The organism is Leisingera sp. ABM4_101, assembly GCF_056158725.1.
In genome coordinates, this window is sequence record NZ_JBSWTV010000002.1 from 3694439 (window position 1) to 3711001 (window position 16563).

Annotated in this window: 12 protein-coding genes and 1 riboswitch; of the genes, 11 read left to right on the forward strand and 1 reads right to left on the reverse strand. The window is 61.4% G+C overall.

The features are described from left to right. The first annotated feature begins 674 nt into the window (after positions 1-674). A riboswitch (cobalamin riboswitch) is annotated at positions 675-883 on the forward strand. Between the two features lie 160 nt (positions 884-1043). The 10 genes from ACXAEK_RS19210 (at position 1044) to ACXAEK_RS19255 (ending at position 9356) form a co-directional block, all read left to right on the forward strand. Continuing rightward, a complete protein-coding gene (locus ACXAEK_RS19210; RefSeq protein WP_475044358.1) occupies positions 1044-2927 on the forward strand; it encodes a TonB-dependent receptor plug domain-containing protein in 1884 nt (627 codons plus the stop codon). Between the two features lie 3 nt (positions 2928-2930). Further along, positions 2931-3767, forward strand: a complete 837-nt coding sequence (locus ACXAEK_RS19215; RefSeq protein WP_475044360.1) for an ABC transporter substrate-binding protein — start codon at positions 2931-2933, stop codon at positions 3765-3767. Beyond that, positions 3764-4747 (forward strand): FecCD family ABC transporter permease, encoded by a 984-nt coding sequence (locus tag ACXAEK_RS19220; protein ID WP_475044362.1) that lies wholly within the window; start codon positions 3764-3766, stop codon positions 4745-4747. Before ACXAEK_RS19215 ends, ACXAEK_RS19220 begins: the two co-directional genes overlap by 4 nt. Next, the gene (locus ACXAEK_RS19225; RefSeq protein WP_475044364.1) at positions 4744-5499 is read left to right on the forward strand and encodes an ABC transporter ATP-binding protein; all 756 of its coding nucleotides are present in this window, start codon (positions 4744-4746) and stop codon (positions 5497-5499) included. Before ACXAEK_RS19220 ends, ACXAEK_RS19225 begins: the two co-directional genes overlap by 4 nt. Further along, on the forward strand, positions 5499-6155 hold the full coding sequence (locus tag ACXAEK_RS19230) for an adenosylcobinamide amidohydrolase (protein ID WP_475044366.1): 657 nt from the start codon (positions 5499-5501) through the stop codon (positions 6153-6155). Before ACXAEK_RS19225 ends, ACXAEK_RS19230 begins: the two co-directional genes overlap by 1 nt. Further along, a complete protein-coding gene (locus ACXAEK_RS19235; protein ID WP_475044368.1) occupies positions 6148-7149 on the forward strand; it encodes a DUF6925 family protein in 1002 nt (333 codons plus the stop codon). Before ACXAEK_RS19230 ends, ACXAEK_RS19235 begins: the two co-directional genes overlap by 8 nt. Positions 7150-7160: 11 nt before the next feature. Then, positions 7161-7802: a MotA/TolQ/ExbB proton channel family protein gene (locus tag ACXAEK_RS19240; RefSeq protein ID WP_475044370.1), complete on the forward strand. Its 642-nt coding sequence runs from the start codon at positions 7161-7163 to the stop codon at positions 7800-7802. Then, a complete protein-coding gene (locus ACXAEK_RS19245) occupies positions 7799-8179 on the forward strand; it encodes an ExbD/TolR family protein (RefSeq protein WP_475044372.1) in 381 nt (126 codons plus the stop codon). Before ACXAEK_RS19240 ends, ACXAEK_RS19245 begins: the two co-directional genes overlap by 4 nt. A 5-nt stretch (positions 8180-8184) precedes the next feature. Beyond that, positions 8185-8568: a biopolymer transporter ExbD gene (locus tag ACXAEK_RS19250; RefSeq protein ID WP_475044374.1), complete on the forward strand. Its 384-nt coding sequence runs from the start codon at positions 8185-8187 to the stop codon at positions 8566-8568. Positions 8569-8990: 422 nt separating this feature from the next. Further along, on the forward strand, positions 8991-9356 hold the full coding sequence (locus tag ACXAEK_RS19255) for an energy transducer TonB family protein (protein WP_475044375.1): 366 nt from the start codon (positions 8991-8993) through the stop codon (positions 9354-9356). 1073 nt (positions 9357-10429) lie between these two features. Here ACXAEK_RS19255 and ACXAEK_RS19260 read toward each other — a convergent pair. Then, positions 10430-10861, reverse strand: a complete 432-nt coding sequence (locus ACXAEK_RS19260; RefSeq protein ID WP_475044377.1) for a glutathione S-transferase family protein — start codon at positions 10859-10861, stop codon at positions 10430-10432. A 123-nt stretch (positions 10862-10984) separates the two neighbouring features. Here ACXAEK_RS19260 and ACXAEK_RS19265 point away from each other — a divergent pair, with 123 nt between their 5' ends. Continuing rightward, positions 10985-16231: a calcium-binding protein gene (locus tag ACXAEK_RS19265; protein WP_475044379.1), complete on the forward strand. Its 5247-nt coding sequence runs from the start codon at positions 10985-10987 to the stop codon at positions 16229-16231. Positions 16232-16563: the final 332 nt, after the last annotated feature.

Sequence of the window (16563 nt, forward strand, 5' to 3'; positions counted from 1 at the left end):
AGATAGAGCTAGCCCCGATGATCCTCCCCCAATGAAGTGGTCCGCCGTTATGTTTAGGAAAACGGAGGATCAGAATGGGAACGAAGCGACACAAGCCGGAAGAATCTAATGCTGTGGTAGCACGGGCCATGTCCGCTTCGGACTGTGAGCGGTCCAATGCACCTGCAGCGACCATGCCAAGCGGTGACCGTAGCTATGGGCTCGATCTGCCCGTTTGTGCGCCCTGCAGCGGAGGGTGGGATCGAGCCCATTCTACCGAATGCTGCGCCTGATCTCAGCGGCAGCTATGCGAGGAAAGTTGCGTTTCCAAGGTCGGCACTAGTCGACGCAATGGATCAGCCTGACCGGACCATTTCAGACATTCCTCAGCATCGAAGCAGCCACAACTCGGCAGGGCCAAAGCAGTAGTTCTGCGGTAGATGCACTGATTGAGGTTCACCGCCGGTGGTGAAGCTTGCATGCGTTCATCCACTTCAATCAAATACTGCGAGATACGTATGCAGCATTGCTTCCGAGTAAGAACTTTGAGCCTAATCGCGTCAGTCTTCCCTCTCCCGAAGTAGTATTCAGTTATAACAGTTTAACGAAATCAGTTTCTTGCGATGACGCCTTTTGGCGCCCTCTCTAAGCCGCCTCACTAGACTTTGGCGCTTGACAGAATAAGTTCAGTTTGCCTAAGTCCCGGCCATTCTGGTCCGGCTGGGAGACCACCCGGTTAAAAGGGAACACGGTGAGGTGTAGCCAACAGGCGCCGAATCCGTGACTGCCCCCGCAACTGTGAGCGGAGAGCAATGCTGCGGTATGCCACTGCCCCAAGGGGCGGGAAGGCGCAGCAAAGCCTCGACCCGCAAGTCAGGAGACCTGCCAGGATGATCACCCTATCGCGGTGCGGGGCGCGCCGAAGATAACGGACCTTCCGTAGTGGTGGCAGTTTTCACCGTCTGCGGGGGCATTGCCTTCCAAAGACCAAAATTATGAACATGCTGCCCGGTATGGGCAGCCGCTTGGCCTGTGCTTGCTGCGTGGGCCGGGAGGAATGGAATATGCGCAAGGCAAGCCTGTCCCTAGCTGCGGCCCTGGCCGCCACCCCTGTAATCGCAACCGCCCAGGATTTTGAGGTCACCGATCTGGGAGAGATCATCGTCTCCGGCGGTTTTACGCCGGTCGAGGCCCAAAAATACGGCCGCTCAGTCTCAGTCCTGACCAGCGAAGAAATCGAAGATCACGGTATCACCACCGTCCAGGACGCGCTGCGTTCGGTCCCCGGCCTGATGGTGAACGGCTCCGGCGACAGTTTTACCCAGGTCCGCATCCGCGGTGCCGAAGCCAATCACACGCTGATCCTGATCGACGGCGTCGAAGCCTCGGGCGGTGACAGCGAGTACATTCTGTCCGGCCTGGACACTGCCAATATCGAGCGGATCGAAGTCCTGCGCGGCCCGCAGTCGGTGTTCTACGGCTCCAACGCCTCGGCCGGTGTGATCAACATCATCACCAAGTCCGGCGGCATCGGCACGGAATACGGCGGCAGCGCGGAAGCGGGGTCCGACGGCTACCGGGCCTCGGCCCGGGTTTCGTCGCGGACCGAGCGCGGCGGTATCGCCTTCAGCTTCGCCCATGACAATGACGACGGCTATGACACCTCGGGCGATGGCGGTGAAGAAGACGGCATCCGCCGCAATACACTGCAATTGAAAGGCGACTACCTGGTCACCGACTGGCTGAAACTTGGCTTCAACTTCCGCACGTCGGATGAACGCTATGACAGCGATCGCACCTCCTTTACCGCAACGGATGCGGCCAGCTATGTCGTGGATGATCCGACGCAATTCAGTGACCGGGATGAGCAACTGGCGCAAGTCTATGCTGAACTGGACACATTGGGCGGCCGCCTGAAACACCGCCTGTCAATCGAACGCACTGACTTTGACCGGTCCTTCAATGGCGGCACCCCGACCGAGACCAAGACTGAAGCAGCAAAGTACCTGCTGAGTTTCGGCCTGGACGGGCAGCAGGCTGATCAAGCAGACCATCTTCTGAACGCAATGCTGGAGTGGGAAGAGGATTCCAGCAGCTCCAACCCGGCCTTTACACGCGAAACCAAGTCGATTGCCCTGGAATACCGCGGCAGCTTTGCCAACGGCCTGGACCTGCAGCTCGGGGTGCGTCACGACAGCAACAGCGTATTCGAAGACGCAACCAGCTGGACCGTCAGTGCCTCCTACACGTTTGCTGGCAGCGGTGTGCGCCTGCACAGCTCGGCCGGTACCGGCATCGTGAACCCTTCTTACTTTGAACTGTTTGCCAACAGCACCTTCGGCTCCACTACCTACCTCGGCAATCCGAACCTGCAGCCGGAAGAAAACCGCAGCTTCGATTTCGGGGTTGAAGTGCCATTCCTGCAAGGGCGCGGTCTGGTTGATGTGACTTATTTCGACGAGACACTGACAGGCGAGATCGAGAGCTACATGGTGAACGCAACCACGTTCTCCTACCGCAACCAAGCCGGAGACAGTGATCGCAAAGGTGTTGAACTGGCAGCACGCCTGGAAGCCACCGACAACCTCGACCTGCGTCTGTCCTACACCTATCTGGACGCCACCAACCCCAATGGCTCCGTCGAGATCCGCCGCCCGGAGCACGAGCTTCTACTGAGTGCCACACTGGATACTTTCAACGGCCGCGGCTCTGTCACCACGGACATCCGGCATGTGGCAGGCAATTCGGACAGCCAGTTCTTTGGCTCCTTTGCCACAGCTGAGCTGCCGGATTACACCACCGTTGATGTGGCTGCTCAGTATGAGCTGACGGATAACGTCGTACTGACCGGGCGCGTCACTAACCTGTTCGACGAGGATTACGCGGACGTCTGGGGCTACGCCAAGCGCGGCCGCGCCGCCTATATCGGCGTACGGGCCGCGTTCTGACCCATGCGCAGCTTGCCCGGCATAGCCCTGGCCCTTTTGTGGGCCGCCACCGGCGCCTTTGCCGGGCCGTCGCGCGTGGTGTCGATGAACCTGTGCACCGACCAGCTGGCGATGCTGCTTGCAGCGCCGGGGCAGCTGGCCTCGGTTTCTTACATCGCGCGGGACGCCCGCGCCTCGGCCATGGCTGATGAGGCCATGGCTTATCCCATCAATCACGGCAAGGCAGAGGAGATTTACCTGCTGAAGCCGGATCTGGTGATTGCCGGCACGTTTTCGACCCGGGCGACAACCGATATGCTGCAGCGGCTTGGTGTGCCCGTGGTGGTGTTTCAGCCCGCCAACTCGCTGGAAGACGTGCGGCAGCGGATCCTGAAGATGGGCGGTGTTCTGGGCCGGGAACAGGCCGCCCGCGCTCTTCTGGCAGAATTTGACAGGCAACTGGCCTTGCTGCTGCCAGCCGAAGGCACGCGCCCGCGGGCAGCACTCTATGCGGCCAACAATTACACCGCCGGGCCGAAATCGCTGGCCGGGCAAATCCTTGAGGCTGCGGGCCTTAGGAATGTCGCCGCCGAGTTGGGTTACGCCCGCTCCGGCAAGATGCCGCTGGAAGTGCTGGCGATGGCTGAGCCGGACCTGCTGGTGGGAACCTCGCCTTACCCGCGCGCTTCGCGCAGCGAGGACAATCTGGCACATCCCGTCGTGCAGCAGCTGGCGGCCCAAAGCGGTGCCGGGCAGATGCGCGATGCGGATTGGGTCTGCGGCACGCCCCATGTGCTGCGCGCGGTGCAAATCCTGGCTGAGGAGCGCCGCCTGTTCGCCGAAAAGGAGAGCCGGGAATGACCCGTCTGATGTTGGGACTGTCCATTGCCGTCATTGTGCTGTTTCTGATCTCGCTGACAGTGGGGCCCGCGGATGTCGGCATGGGCGAAAGCCTGGCGGCGCTGTTTAACGACAGCTATGGCCCGCTGACGCTGGTGATGCAGGAAATCCGCCTGCCGAGGGCGGTGCTGGCGATTATCATCGGCGGCGGCCTGGGGCTGGCGGGGGCTGCGATGCAGGGCTACCTGCGCAACCCGCTGGCGGAACCGGGACTGATCGGGGTGTCCTCTTCGGCGGCGCTGGGAGCGGTGCTGGCGATCAACACCGGGCTTGCGGCCTCGTTGACGCTGGGCCTGCCACTGGCGGCGCTGGCAGGCGCTTTGGCGGGGGTATTCCTGGTAATGGCGCTCGCCGGGCCGCAGGGCGGCTCGCTGTCGCTGATCCTGGCAGGGATCGCAATCTCTGCCATGGCGGGCGCGCTCACATCGCTGGTCCTGAACCTGTCGCCAAACCCCTTTGCCGCCAATGAGATTGTGTTCTGGATGATGGGTTCACTTGCCGACCGCTCGATGCTGCATGTCTGGCTGGTGCTGCCCTTTGCGCTATCGGGGGGCGCGATCCTGCTGACACTGGCGCGGGGTCTGGATGCGCTGACCCTGGGCGAGGATGCGGCGCAGACCATGGGGATGAACCTGAACAGGCTGCGGCTGCTGCTGGTGGCCGGGACTGCCGCCATTGTCGGCGGTGCAACCGCGGTGGCGGGCGCCATCGGATTCATCGGCCTGGTTGTGCCGCACATCCTGCGCCCGCTGGTTGGCGGCCAGCCGTCGCGGCTGTTGTGGGCCTCGGCACTTGGCGGCGCCATCATGCTGCAACTGGCTGACATTGCGGTGCGGATCATCCTGCCGTCGCGCGATCTGAAACTGGGTGTGGTCACTGCCCTGGTCGGCGCGCCGCTGTTCCTGCACCTGATCTATAAGACGCGGAAGGGGCTGGCATGAGCGTGCTTTCGGTCCGGAACCTCTCCGTCACCTTGCGGAACCGTCCGGTGCTCCGCGATGTGTCGTTTGAAATCCAAGCAGGCGAGTTTGTCGGCCTGCTGGGGCCGAATGGCGCCGGCAAAAGCAGCCTGATGCGTTCCGCCCTGGGGCTGATCCCGGCGCAGGGGCACAGCTCGCTGGCAGAGATGAGTGCCGCGGAGCGCGCCCGCGCGGTGGCCTGGATGCCGCAATCACGCGAAATCGCCTGGCCGATCCCGGTGGAGCGGCTGGTGGCGCTTGGCCGCCTGCCGCATCTGCCACAGAGGCTGCGGCTGCCGCCTGGCGATCAGGCGCTGGTCGATCAGTCGATTGCGCGCATGGGACTTGATCCTTTCCGCCAGCGCGCCGCATCGCGCCTGTCCGGCGGCGAGCAGGCCCGCGCGCTGATTGCCCGTGCATTGGCGCAGGACACGCCGCTTTTGATGGCGGATGAACCCGCCGCCGGGCTGGATCCGGCGCATCAGATCTCCACCATGGAGGTCTTTGCCAGCCTCGCCGCCGAAGGCCGCGCTGCACTGGTCTCTCTGCATGATCTGGGGCTGGCGGCGCGCCATTGCACAAGGCTGATCCTGCTGGCCGAAGGCGGCATCCTGGCTGACGGATCACCCGCCGAAGTGCTCACGCCTGACCTGATGGCCCGCGCCTTTGGCATCTCCATCTGGCATGAGACCACGGCGCAAGGGCCGGTGTTCCAGCCGCTGGAGGTGCTGTGATGGGCATGGTCACCCTGCAACGCCCCTGGATCGAGTTTGACCTCGGCGCAGAGATGCAGGTCCTGAGCTGGGCTGTGAACCGCCCTGGCTTTGTTACAGCCCGCCGCATTCTGTGGCGTGAAGTCCGCAACAGCGACCTGCCCCGTGATCTGGATGTCACCGAATGGTTCGCAGGTGAACTGGCACAGCGCGGCGCCGGCGATGCCGTGGCCTTCCTCACCTCGCGCGATGTGCGCCGCTATTGCGAGGCTTCGGCCGCGGTGGAGGGTGTCCAGGCCCATGCGGTGGCCACCGCCGGCCTGTCCAACGCCGAGCGCGTAGGCAGCCGGATGGATTACGCCAGCCGCAACTGGGGCACCATCAACGTGGCCCTGCGCCTGTCCGAAGGGCTGACCCAGGCCGGGCTGATCGAAGCGATGAGCATCGCCGTCCAGGCCCGCACCGCGGCCGTGATGGAGGCAGGTATCACCCTGTCTTCAGGAACCGCGACCGGCACCGGGACCGACTGTGTCGCGGTGGCGGCCCCGGCTGGCGCAAATCCCTATGCCGGGCTGCACACCGCCACCGGCGAAGCCATCGGCAAAGCCGTGTACCAGGCCGTCCACACCGGCGCCCTGGAATGGAAATCAACCAACAGGAGGGCAGCACATGCCTGAGCTTCAACAGGTGCTGAAAGAGGCACTGATGCAGGAGGACTGCGGCTGGAATATGGGCTCCTTCGGCGCCATCGGTGAGTTTCACCATGTTTATGGCGATCCGGCCCCGCAGGAGCATGCCGGGCTTATGCAGGTAACCCCCCGCGGCGGCGTGCGCATCGACAATTTGGAGGGCGTGCGCCCGGTGGCCTATGAAACACTCAGCCCAAAGCCGCACCGCTGGACGCAAGCCGTGTCGCTGTGCTTGCCGCATGATGACGCCGCGATGAACCAGCGCAGCGCGCTGACCGCGCTTGGCCCGGACGAAGATGCGCTGCGCGGCGAAGACTGCGGCGCCCAGTTGTTCGACATGGGGCTGGGCCAGTACCAGGCGGATTTCTGCATCCGCACCGCCGACCCTGAGTTGCTGGCGGTGCTGAACGAAAACGCCGGCCGCTCGCTGTTTGAGCACGGCAACCCGGCAATGGGGGCAATCCTGAAGCACCATCCGCACCGGGTGCTGCTGACCCGTCTTGGCCGTGTCGAAGTTTATCAAATGATCGGTGGTCCCGACACCGGCGGCAAATCCCCCGAAGGCCCGCACACCCATGTGCTGCCCAAACTGCTGCGTGCCGAGCGCACCCATTCCGCCAACACGCCCATCCCCGAAGGCTGGGTGCCCTGCTGCGGCGTCCATCCTGAGAACCCGGTGATCGGCCGTCTGGGCGAGGACAAGGTCTTCAACCGCGCCGCCTTTGACGCGTTCCAGAAACTGCTGAGCACTTGGGGCGCCGAAGCATACTGCCAGGGCAAGCAGGCGGTCTGGGAGCTGCTGAAGACGGAAATTCCGGCTGAGGATGCCGTAGAGCCCGACACCCGCGAAGGCCGGGCCGGCTGGCGCAATGGCATCCGGCAATGGCGGGTGCTGCATGGTCCGAACCGGCTGACCGAGGCTTACGCCGAACGCTTTGACCGCGGCACTGAGCAAACTGACCCGGAAAACCCGGGCCACTGACGGAGGCTGCGATGTCCCTAGCCCCTCTCCTCGATTTCATGGCCCACGGCGGCCCCACCCTGTGGGTGATCGCGGCGCTGTCGGTGCTGACCCTGGCGCTATTCTTCTGGCGGGTGATCGGGCTTGCGCAGGCGGGCGTCTGGCGCAAACCGCAGGCTGAAGCCTGGCTCGGTCAATGGCGTGCGGGGGGCACCCCGCCCCACAGCGCAGGCCGCACGTCGCTGGACCGGGTGACGCAGTCCGCGATGCGGGCGCTCCTGACACCTGAATTCAGTCCGGAAACGGCAGAAAAGGAAACTACGCGCATCGCCAAAGCGGAACTGGCAGAGCTGCGCCGGGGGCTGCGCCCACTGGAATTGATAGCTGCCATTGCTCCGCTTGTCGGACTTCTGGGTACCGTGCTGGGGATGATCGGCGCGTTCCAGGCCCTGCAGGAAAGCGGCAGCGGCGCTGACCCTTCAGTGCTGGCCGGCGGTATCTGGGAAGCGCTGCTGACCACGGCGGCGGGCATGGCGGTGGCAATCCCGGCCTCGGCTTTTGCTTCCTGGATCGAGGGGCTGGTTGAGCGTGAACAAGCGGCAATGGAGGACGCCGCCACCCGCGTGTTCACCGCGGCAACCGCCCACCCGGCACTGCGGCACGTCGCGGAATGACACTAGCATTTGGAACACCGCGCGTAAAAAAGCGCCTCGGCCTCGCACCGATGATCGACGTGGTGTTTCTGCTCTTGGTGTTCTTCATGCTGGTCTCCCAATTCGGCCGCGACCGGGTGGTGCCGCTGGCCATGGGCGGCGAAGGCCGCGTCTATCAGGGGCCGCCACGCCTGGTTCTGGTGACCGCCGAAGGGCTGCAGCTGAACGGGGTGCCAGTGGAGGAAGAAGCCCTGGCGGAGCGGTTGACCGCGCTGACCCGCAAGAAATCGGATGCGATCATCCTGCAACCGGACGCCAAGGCGTCGCTGCAGCAGCTGATGGATGCGGCTGGTTCGCTGTCCAGAGCTGGCTTCACCGGCCTGGTGGTGATGGAGTGAGCGGCATGAATTTCTCCACACCCAAGAAGCGGCAAGCCGGCGAGCCAATCCTGCCGATGATCAATGTGGTGTTCCTGCTGCTGATCTTCTTCCTTCTGTCCTCACAAATCGCGCCACGCGCGCCCTTTGCGGTGACCCCGCCCAAGCTGGACAGCGGTGAACCTCCGACGCCGGAGGCGGTGCTGTTCATGGCCGCAGACGGCCAGCTGCATTTCTCCGGAGCTGAAGGCGGGGACGCCCTGGCCGCTGTTGCGGCGCAGGCAGCGAAGCTTGAGGTCCTCACACTGCGCGCCGATGCCGGGGTGCCTGCCCGCGAGGTTGCGGCGCTGATCTCCCGGCTGCGCGACGCAGGCATCAAGGCTGTCAGCCTGACAGGTACAGGCTCTTGACCCGGCGCGCCTTGTTCCCCGCCTGCCTTGCCGCCGCCGCTGTGCTGCACGCCTTGCCATTTCTGACAATGCGCGAGGGCGGCACAAGGGCAGTCGGCTTCGGCAGCAGCGGCAGCGGGCAAGTGACACTGGCGGCCGCCTCTGAGGCGCTGACGCAGCAGGTCTCTAACTGGACCCGTCCGCCGGAAATCCACACGCCAGCTCCTGCCAAACCCCCAGCCGACCCACCGCAGCAGCCTGTGCAGGCTGCCGCTCCGGTTGCGCCTTATGCCCCGCACGCTCCGGCAGCTGTCAGTTCGGCTGTGCTTGCCGCTGCACCCGCCGCGGACACAGCACCTGCGCGGCAAGTATCACCGCCGCCTCCACCACCTCCACCCGCTGCAGCGGCACCCGCCCCATCCCCCGCACCTTCAACGGAAAGTATGCAAGAGCAAGCTGCCGGCAGCAGCCGCCAGCAGGCCAAGGGCGACGGTGGCGCAGATGCGGCCACCACCGGAGATTCAAGCCTCACTGCCAGTCTCAAGAACCGCTGGGGTGCAGCAATCATCTCTCGGGTCGAGCGGCAGAAACGCCCGCCCCGCGGCGGCGGGGAGGGGACAGTGCGGCTGCACCTGACAGTCTCAACCCAGGGGCGTTTGATGACCGTTTCTATTACCCGAAGCTCCGGTAACGCTAAGGTAGATCAAGCGGCAGTAGCGGCGGTGAAAAGAGCCCGTATGCCGCGTGCTCCCAAAGCCCTGGCACCCGGTGGCTACAGCTTCACATTCCGGACGACATTTACCGGCTGACCACAGCTGTCTCCGGCCCTCGTCACATAGTAAAATACATCTAAGGTGTAAGTAAGTGCCAGCTTGTTGAAGCACTTAGATGTTTTAACCGCAAAAGCATTTTGGAATGTCTGCGAAGGATATAGAAAGAGACAAGCCTTAAACCGCCCCAAATACTGTCATTCCAGCACGCTGGCAACGTTCAAAGGGTCGATGTCTCGTTTTCAATAGATCGACAGACCTCCAATTTGAACGTCCGATTTAATGGCGCAAAGTTTGTGGAAGGGTGGCTGCCGCGAACTTTTGCTTTCCGCCCAGCGAGCATGAACGACCCCGGTGATCTGCAACAAGCACGAAGGTTCGCAATCGGCCGCCTGCAGCCATTGTCCCCGGCGGCGGGAGCGACGGCTTTGTCCCGCATGTTGTCCTTCCCTGGTAGGCCTAGCAATAGCCGCTTCGCGCCGTTCAGGCCCTGCCGCGCATGCAAAGGTCTGCCAGGTGGTCAGCGTCCGCTTAGGGCTCTTCGTCTCTCGCTGCCCTGTAGATCCACCAATCGCTCTAGCCTTCGCTGGCAGTGCATCTTAGGCTTCTAACCTAGCAGGCGGAACTTAAGGCGGATGATTGTTTGATCAAATGAGCAAGACGATATTTAGTTGGGCACTAGTGGCTGCCGCCGTTTCAGCAATTTTTTTCCTTGGAGCGTCAAACTTCGAATGGCCACTCATCCAGTTGTTTAGTTTCTTTGTCTTAATCGCAACGCTGATATGGATGTTTGCGTCCTTGGCCGTTTGGGGAAGTAATTGGTACGAAAGTAGCCGAGAAATCTCATCGACTTACGGGAAGTCGGATAACCCTAAGTAAGGGCAGCAAGCAAGGGAAGGCAACCTCCCGCTTAGCCGCCCATCTCCTCCTGCCGAGTGCTGAATGTCGGCTTGGCGCGGTCTGCGTCGTGCTGCACATGTGAAGAGCAGACGGGCAGCCAAGGACAGCAATGGGCTCGCCGCGTGTGCTAAGTCAGGAGATGATCGAACTCAAGCTGTGTGAGACAGACCTGCGTTTACCCAACGCTCGGAACGCGGCTTGTGAAACACGCATCAAGGCAGCGCATGGGTTTTCATGGTCTTTTCGTATGCCGGGTGCTGAGCAACGGCGCCATACAGCGCTCTGATCTTTGGACGGGTCGCAAACAGGGCCGATCGATCGGGCGGCCATTCGGTCAACATGACAAGGTAATAATCCAGCGCGGCAAAGCCGCGTTTCAGTATCGTCTCACCACCAGAAATCGCCCCTCCCATAACGTCGAAGAACTGGTCGAGGTCGCGTTCTGCCTTCCTTTCCACTTCGGCAATTGCCGTTTCTGCAAAGGCATACCTTTCCGGGTGGTTCCATCTGGCGACGGTTGGGTATCCTGTCGTAGCCATGACATTTAGCCAGATGGCAACCGTCGCGGCAGTGACAACTTCGGACTGCACGAGGCCAAGGGCGTCCAGGATATCGACAAACTCTCCGGTGGTGTCAAAGTTCATGCCCACTTATTCGGCCTCAAAGGCAGCGATATGCGAGGCCGGATCGGCACGCAACCCATTGTTGTTAACGTAATGTTAGGGTTTCTGATCGACTTCAAAAGAAAACTTTAAGGGAATTTTAGAATGTCTGGCCCAACTCCAATTTTTACCAACGCCTATGATCCCACCGTTTTGATGCTGGAGGATGACAGTTTTGTGCTGCTTGTTTCCGCAGAAGACCAGGATGCGCAGGGCATCTGGCTGCAGCGGTACAATGCGGACGGCAGCATGTTCGGCCAGATGGTGCAGCTTAACCACCCGGGCACCGGGCTGACAGAGGGGCGGCAGACACAGCCGGAAGCGGTGCTGCTTCCAGATGGTACTGTCAGGGTCATTTGGCGCACCCCGGATGAAGATACCACTGCAGGGGACCGCGGATCCTTTTACCGCCAGGACGTGCAGCTGACCGCGGATCCGGATAACCCGGCTATCGTGGGTCCTGCCGAGCAGGTGGTGTCTGACATCGTGCCGGATTGGGGCGAAAGCATCAGCATTGCAGCGTTGAAAGATCCGGGCACCGGGCTGGAAAACGGAGCGACGGTGACCGTCTGGCGCGAATATAATGATGCGGACGCATCGAGGTCGTCGGTTTATGCCCAGGTTGTGGATGCCGGCGGCAATGCCAGCCCGGCCTTCCGGGTTCCGGATCCGGTGTCCAATAGCCAGAAGGAACCGGAGGTTCTGGCGTTGAGCAACGGCGGTTTTGTCGTGAGCTGGCAGGCCAATAGCGGCTTGTGGGGCAGTGACGCAGCTGGCGGCATTTACGGTCAGATGTATGCACCGGATGCAGAGAACCCGGGCAGCTTTACAGCTCTGGGCGGCGAGTTCCGCATTAACACCGATGATGCCCATATCGAGCAGACCCAGCCGCGGATGGTGGCCCTGGAAGACGGCGGCTTCATGGTGCTTTGGCATCATGATGGCAATCCTCCGGAGCTGCGGTTCCAGAAGTTCGACAGCGCTGGTGCGCTGGTTGGGGATGAAGGGGTTCTGCAGGCAGACGGTCAATTGGGCACGCTTTCCAGCAGCGATGAAAACTGGACCGTCATTCCGCTGTCCGGCGGCGGCATTGCCGTGGCCTGGCAGAACACCCATGCCGACCTTTACGTTCAGAGCTTTGATCTTGACGGCAATGCGCTCACAGCGGAGACGCTGATACCGACCGAGAACGGCACCGGCGGTGGCTATGCCTTCGGGGTCGATCTGGACCAGCTGTCGGATGGCCGCCTGATGGTCACCTGGGAAGCTGAGCAGGCTCAGGAAATCCACACCCAGACCCTGGATGCGCCGCCGGCCCCGGCTGGCGTTGCCGGGCCCAAGACGCTGATCCCGACCGCCGTGAAGGCCTATGATCCCACCGTTTTGATGCTGGAGGATGACAGTTTTGTGCTGCTTGTTTCCGCAGAAGACCAGGATGCGCAGGGCATCTGGCTGCAGCGGTACAATGCGGACGGCAGCATGTTCGGCCAGATGGTGCAGCTTAACCACCCGGGCACCGGGCTGACAGAGGGGCGGCAGACACAGCCGGAAGCGGTGCTGCTTCCAGATGGTACTGTCAGGGTCATTTGGCGCACCCCGGATGAAGATACCACTGCAGGGGACCGCGGATCCTTTTACCGCCAGGACGTGCAGCTGACCGCGGATCCGGATAACCCGGCTATCGTGGGTCCTGCCGAGCAGGTGGTGTCTGACATCGTGCCGGATTGGGGCGAAAGCATCAGCATTGCAGCGTTGAAAGATCCGGGCACCGGGCTGGAAAACGGAGCGACGGTGACCGTCTGGCGCGAATATAATGATGCGGACGCATCGAGGTCGTCGGTTTATGCCCAGGTTGTGGATGCCGGCGGCAATGCCAGCCCGGCCTTCCGGGTTCCGGATCCGGTGTCCAATAGCCAGAAGGAACCGGAGGTTCTGGCGTTGAGCAACGGCGGTTTTGTCGTGAGCTGGCAGGCCAATAGCGGCTTGTGGGGCAGTGACGCAGCTGGCGGCATTTACGGTCAGATGTATGCACCGGATGCAGAGAACCCGGGCAGCTTTACAGCTCTGGGCGGCGAGTTCCGCATTAACACCGATGATGCCCATATCGAGCAGACCCAGCCGCGGATGGTGGCCCTGGAAGACGGCGGCTTCATGGTGCTTTGGCATCATGATGGCAACCCTCCGGAGCTGCGGTTCCAGAAGTTCGACAGCGCTGGTGCGCTGGTTGGGGATGAAGGGGTTCTGCAGGCAGACGGTCAATTGGGCACGCTTTCCAGCAGCGATGAAAACTGGACCGTCATTCCGCTGTCCGGCGGCGGCATTGCCGTGGCCTGGCAGAACACCCATGCCGACCTTTACGTTCAGAGCTTTGATCTTGACGGCAATGCGCTCACAGCGGAGACGCTGATACCGACCGAGAACGGCACCGGCGGTGGCTATGCCTTCGGGGTCGATCTGGACCAGCTGTCGGATGGCCGCCTGATGGTCACCTGGGAAGCTGAGCAGGCTCAGGAAATCCACACCCAGACCCTGGATGCGCCGCCGGCCCCGGCTGGCGTTGCCGGGCCCAAGACGCTGATCCCGACCGCCGTGAAGGCCTATGATCCCACCGTTTTGATGCTGGAGGATGACAGTTTTGTGCTGCTTGTTTCCGCAGAAGACCAGGATGCGCAGGGCATCTGGCTGCAGCGGTACAATGCGGACGGCAGCATGTTCGGCCAGATGGTGCAGCTTAACCACCCGGGCACCGGGCTGACAGAGGGGCGGCAGACACAGCCGGAAGCGGTGCTGCTTCCAGATGGTACTGTCAGGGTCATTTGGCGCACCCCGGATGAAGATACCACTGCAGGGGACCGCGGATCCTTTTACCGCCAGGACGTGCAGCTGACCGCGGATCCGGATAACCCGGCTATCGTGGGTCCTGCCGAGCAGGTGGTGTCTGACATCGTGCCGGATTGGGGCGAAAGCATCAGCATTGCAGCGTTGAAAGATCCGGGCACCGGGCTGGAAAACGGAGCGACGGTGACCGTCTGGCGCGAATATAATGATGCGGACGCATCGAGGTCGTCGGTTTATGCCCAGGTTGTGGATGCCGGCGGCAATGCCAGCCCGGCCTTCCGGGTTCCGGATCCGGTGTCCAATAGCCAGAAGGAACCGGAGGTTCTGGCGTTGAGCAACGGCGGTTTTGTCGTGAGCTGGCAGGCCAATAGCGGCTTGTGGGGCAGTGACGCAGCTGGCGGCATTTACGGTCAGATGTATGCACCGGATGCAGAGAACCCGGGCAGCTTTACAGCTCTGGGCGGCGAGTTCCGCATTAACACCGATGATGCCCATATCGAGCAGACCCAGCCGCGGATGGTGGCCCTGGAAGACGGCGGCTTCATGGTGCTTTGGCATCATGATGGCAACCCTCCGGAGCTGCGGTTCCAGAAGTTCGACAGCGCTGGTGCGCTGGTTGGGGATGAAGGGGTTCTGCAGGCAGACGGTCAATTGGGCACGCTTTCCAGCAGCGATGAAAACTGGACCGTCATTCCGCTGTCCGGCGGCGGCATTGCCGTGGCCTGGCAGAACACCCATGCCGACCTTTACGTTCAGAGCTTTGATCTTGACGGCAATGCGCTCACAGCGGAGACGCTGATACCGACCGAGAACGGCACCGGCGGTGGCTATGCCTTCGGGGTCGATCTGGACCAGCTGTCGGATGGCCGCCTGATGGTCACCTGGGAAGCTGAGCAGGCTCAGGAAATCCACACCCAGACCCTGGATGCGCCGCCGACTAGCTTAGTAGGGGACGGCCCGGTGGAGCTGCTTCCTACCATTTTGGATGCCTATGACCCGTCCTCTGCAGCGCAGCAGGATGGCGGACGGACGCTAGTGTGGGCCTCCAGTGATGGTGACGGCACCGGCATCTGGGGCCAGCGCTATGATACGGTCGGCAATGAAGTCGGGCCGATCTTCCAGATCAACACAACAACAGCTGATAACCAGACCAGCCCGGAAGCGGTTACCCTGGAAGATGGAAGCGTTTTGGTGACCTGGATGTCAGGCACCAGCCGGACCAATGGACGTGGTGATATCTATGCCCAGCGGGTCAATGCAGACGGCAAACTCGGGGATGAAATTGCCGTCAACCCTAACAGCACCGCCGCTTACTCCAAAACAGCCGATATTGCTGCTCTTGAGGGCGGTGGCTATGCTATCGTCTGGTACGAATACCATGGCTCCAGCAGCAATCGTAGCGTGTACCTTCAGCAGTTTGAGGCTGATGGGACACCCGAGATTTATACTGATGCCGCCGGAAACCCGCTGACTGGCCCAGTACGAGTGCCCGATCCTGCGTATTACAACCAGACGGATCCAGAAATCCTGGCATTGAATGGCGGAGGCTACGTGGTGACTTGGACCGCAACCAAAGGGTTCTCTCAAGGCGTAGTAGTCAGTGACTCTGCTGGTGGAATATACGGTCAGATTTATGATGCCAACGGTGCGCCAATTGCCAGCGAGTTCCATGTGAACACAACCACCGCAGATGATCAGGAGCATTCGCGCATGGTTGCGCTGGAAAATGGTGGCTTCATGGTTCTGTGGAAGCATGATGGCTCACCAGATCAGCTGCGTTTTCAAAAATTCTATGGCGACGGCACATCCTCGGGAGGCGAGGGAATATTGGCAACCGGCGCAGCAATGACTGACATGGGTGCAGAATGGCAGGCAATTGCACTTTCCAGTGGAGGGGTCGCAGTAGCCTGGCACAAGAGGAACGGCGATCTTTATGTGCAGTCGTTTGACGAGGCTGGCAATGCGCTGACAGACGTTGTGACTATAGAAACATCAAATGGTGCGAACTTCATTTCCGATCTTGATCAGCTATCAAGCGGCCATTTGGTTGTGACTTGGGAAGAAAGTAAAGGAATTTACTCTCAAGTCCTCCTGTCTCCGCCAACGGTCCAAGACACTGTCCTCAGCACCGGGGATGATCTATTCATGGGTAGCGCGGCAGGGGAAACCATATTGGGGCTTGAAGGCGCTGACACCATTTATGGCGGAGGCGGTGACGACAGGCTCGACGGTGGCAACGGAGATGACATCCTCACCGGCGGCAGCGGGGAGGACACATTTGTGTTCGGCGCTTCGACCGGCACAGACACAGTCAATGGCTTTGAAGCCGGTGTGGACCTGATTGAAATCAGCTCTGCCGGACTGCCGGAGGGTACTAATTTCACGGATCTTGCACTTGCAGATACCGGTAATAACCTGCAAATCAGCTTCACAGACCCATCAGTTGCGACAGTCATTATGCTAACCGGCTTGAGCAGCATGGATGTAGCAGAAACAGACATCATCTTCATCTGACAAAGCTGTATCGGCTCCAGTAAATCCCTCCCGGCACTTGCCGGGAGAGGGTGTCTTGTTTGACGGACGGATTGGGGTCGCTACATCTGGCTCGTCTTGACCAGGAAGTTAAAGGGTGCCGGTTAGCGGCCCATCTCCTCCTGCCCAGTGCTGAACGTCGGCTTGGCGTGGTCTGCGTCGTACTGCACATGCGAAGAGCTGACGGGCAACCAAGGACTGCAATGGGCTCGAACCGCCTGCCTGGGCTCACTGCAGCGGAAGATGGGTTCGAGCCCAACCCGTTAAATGCTGCATTGCCTCTAAATGTCCGCTTCAATTTGGTTAGGCAATAA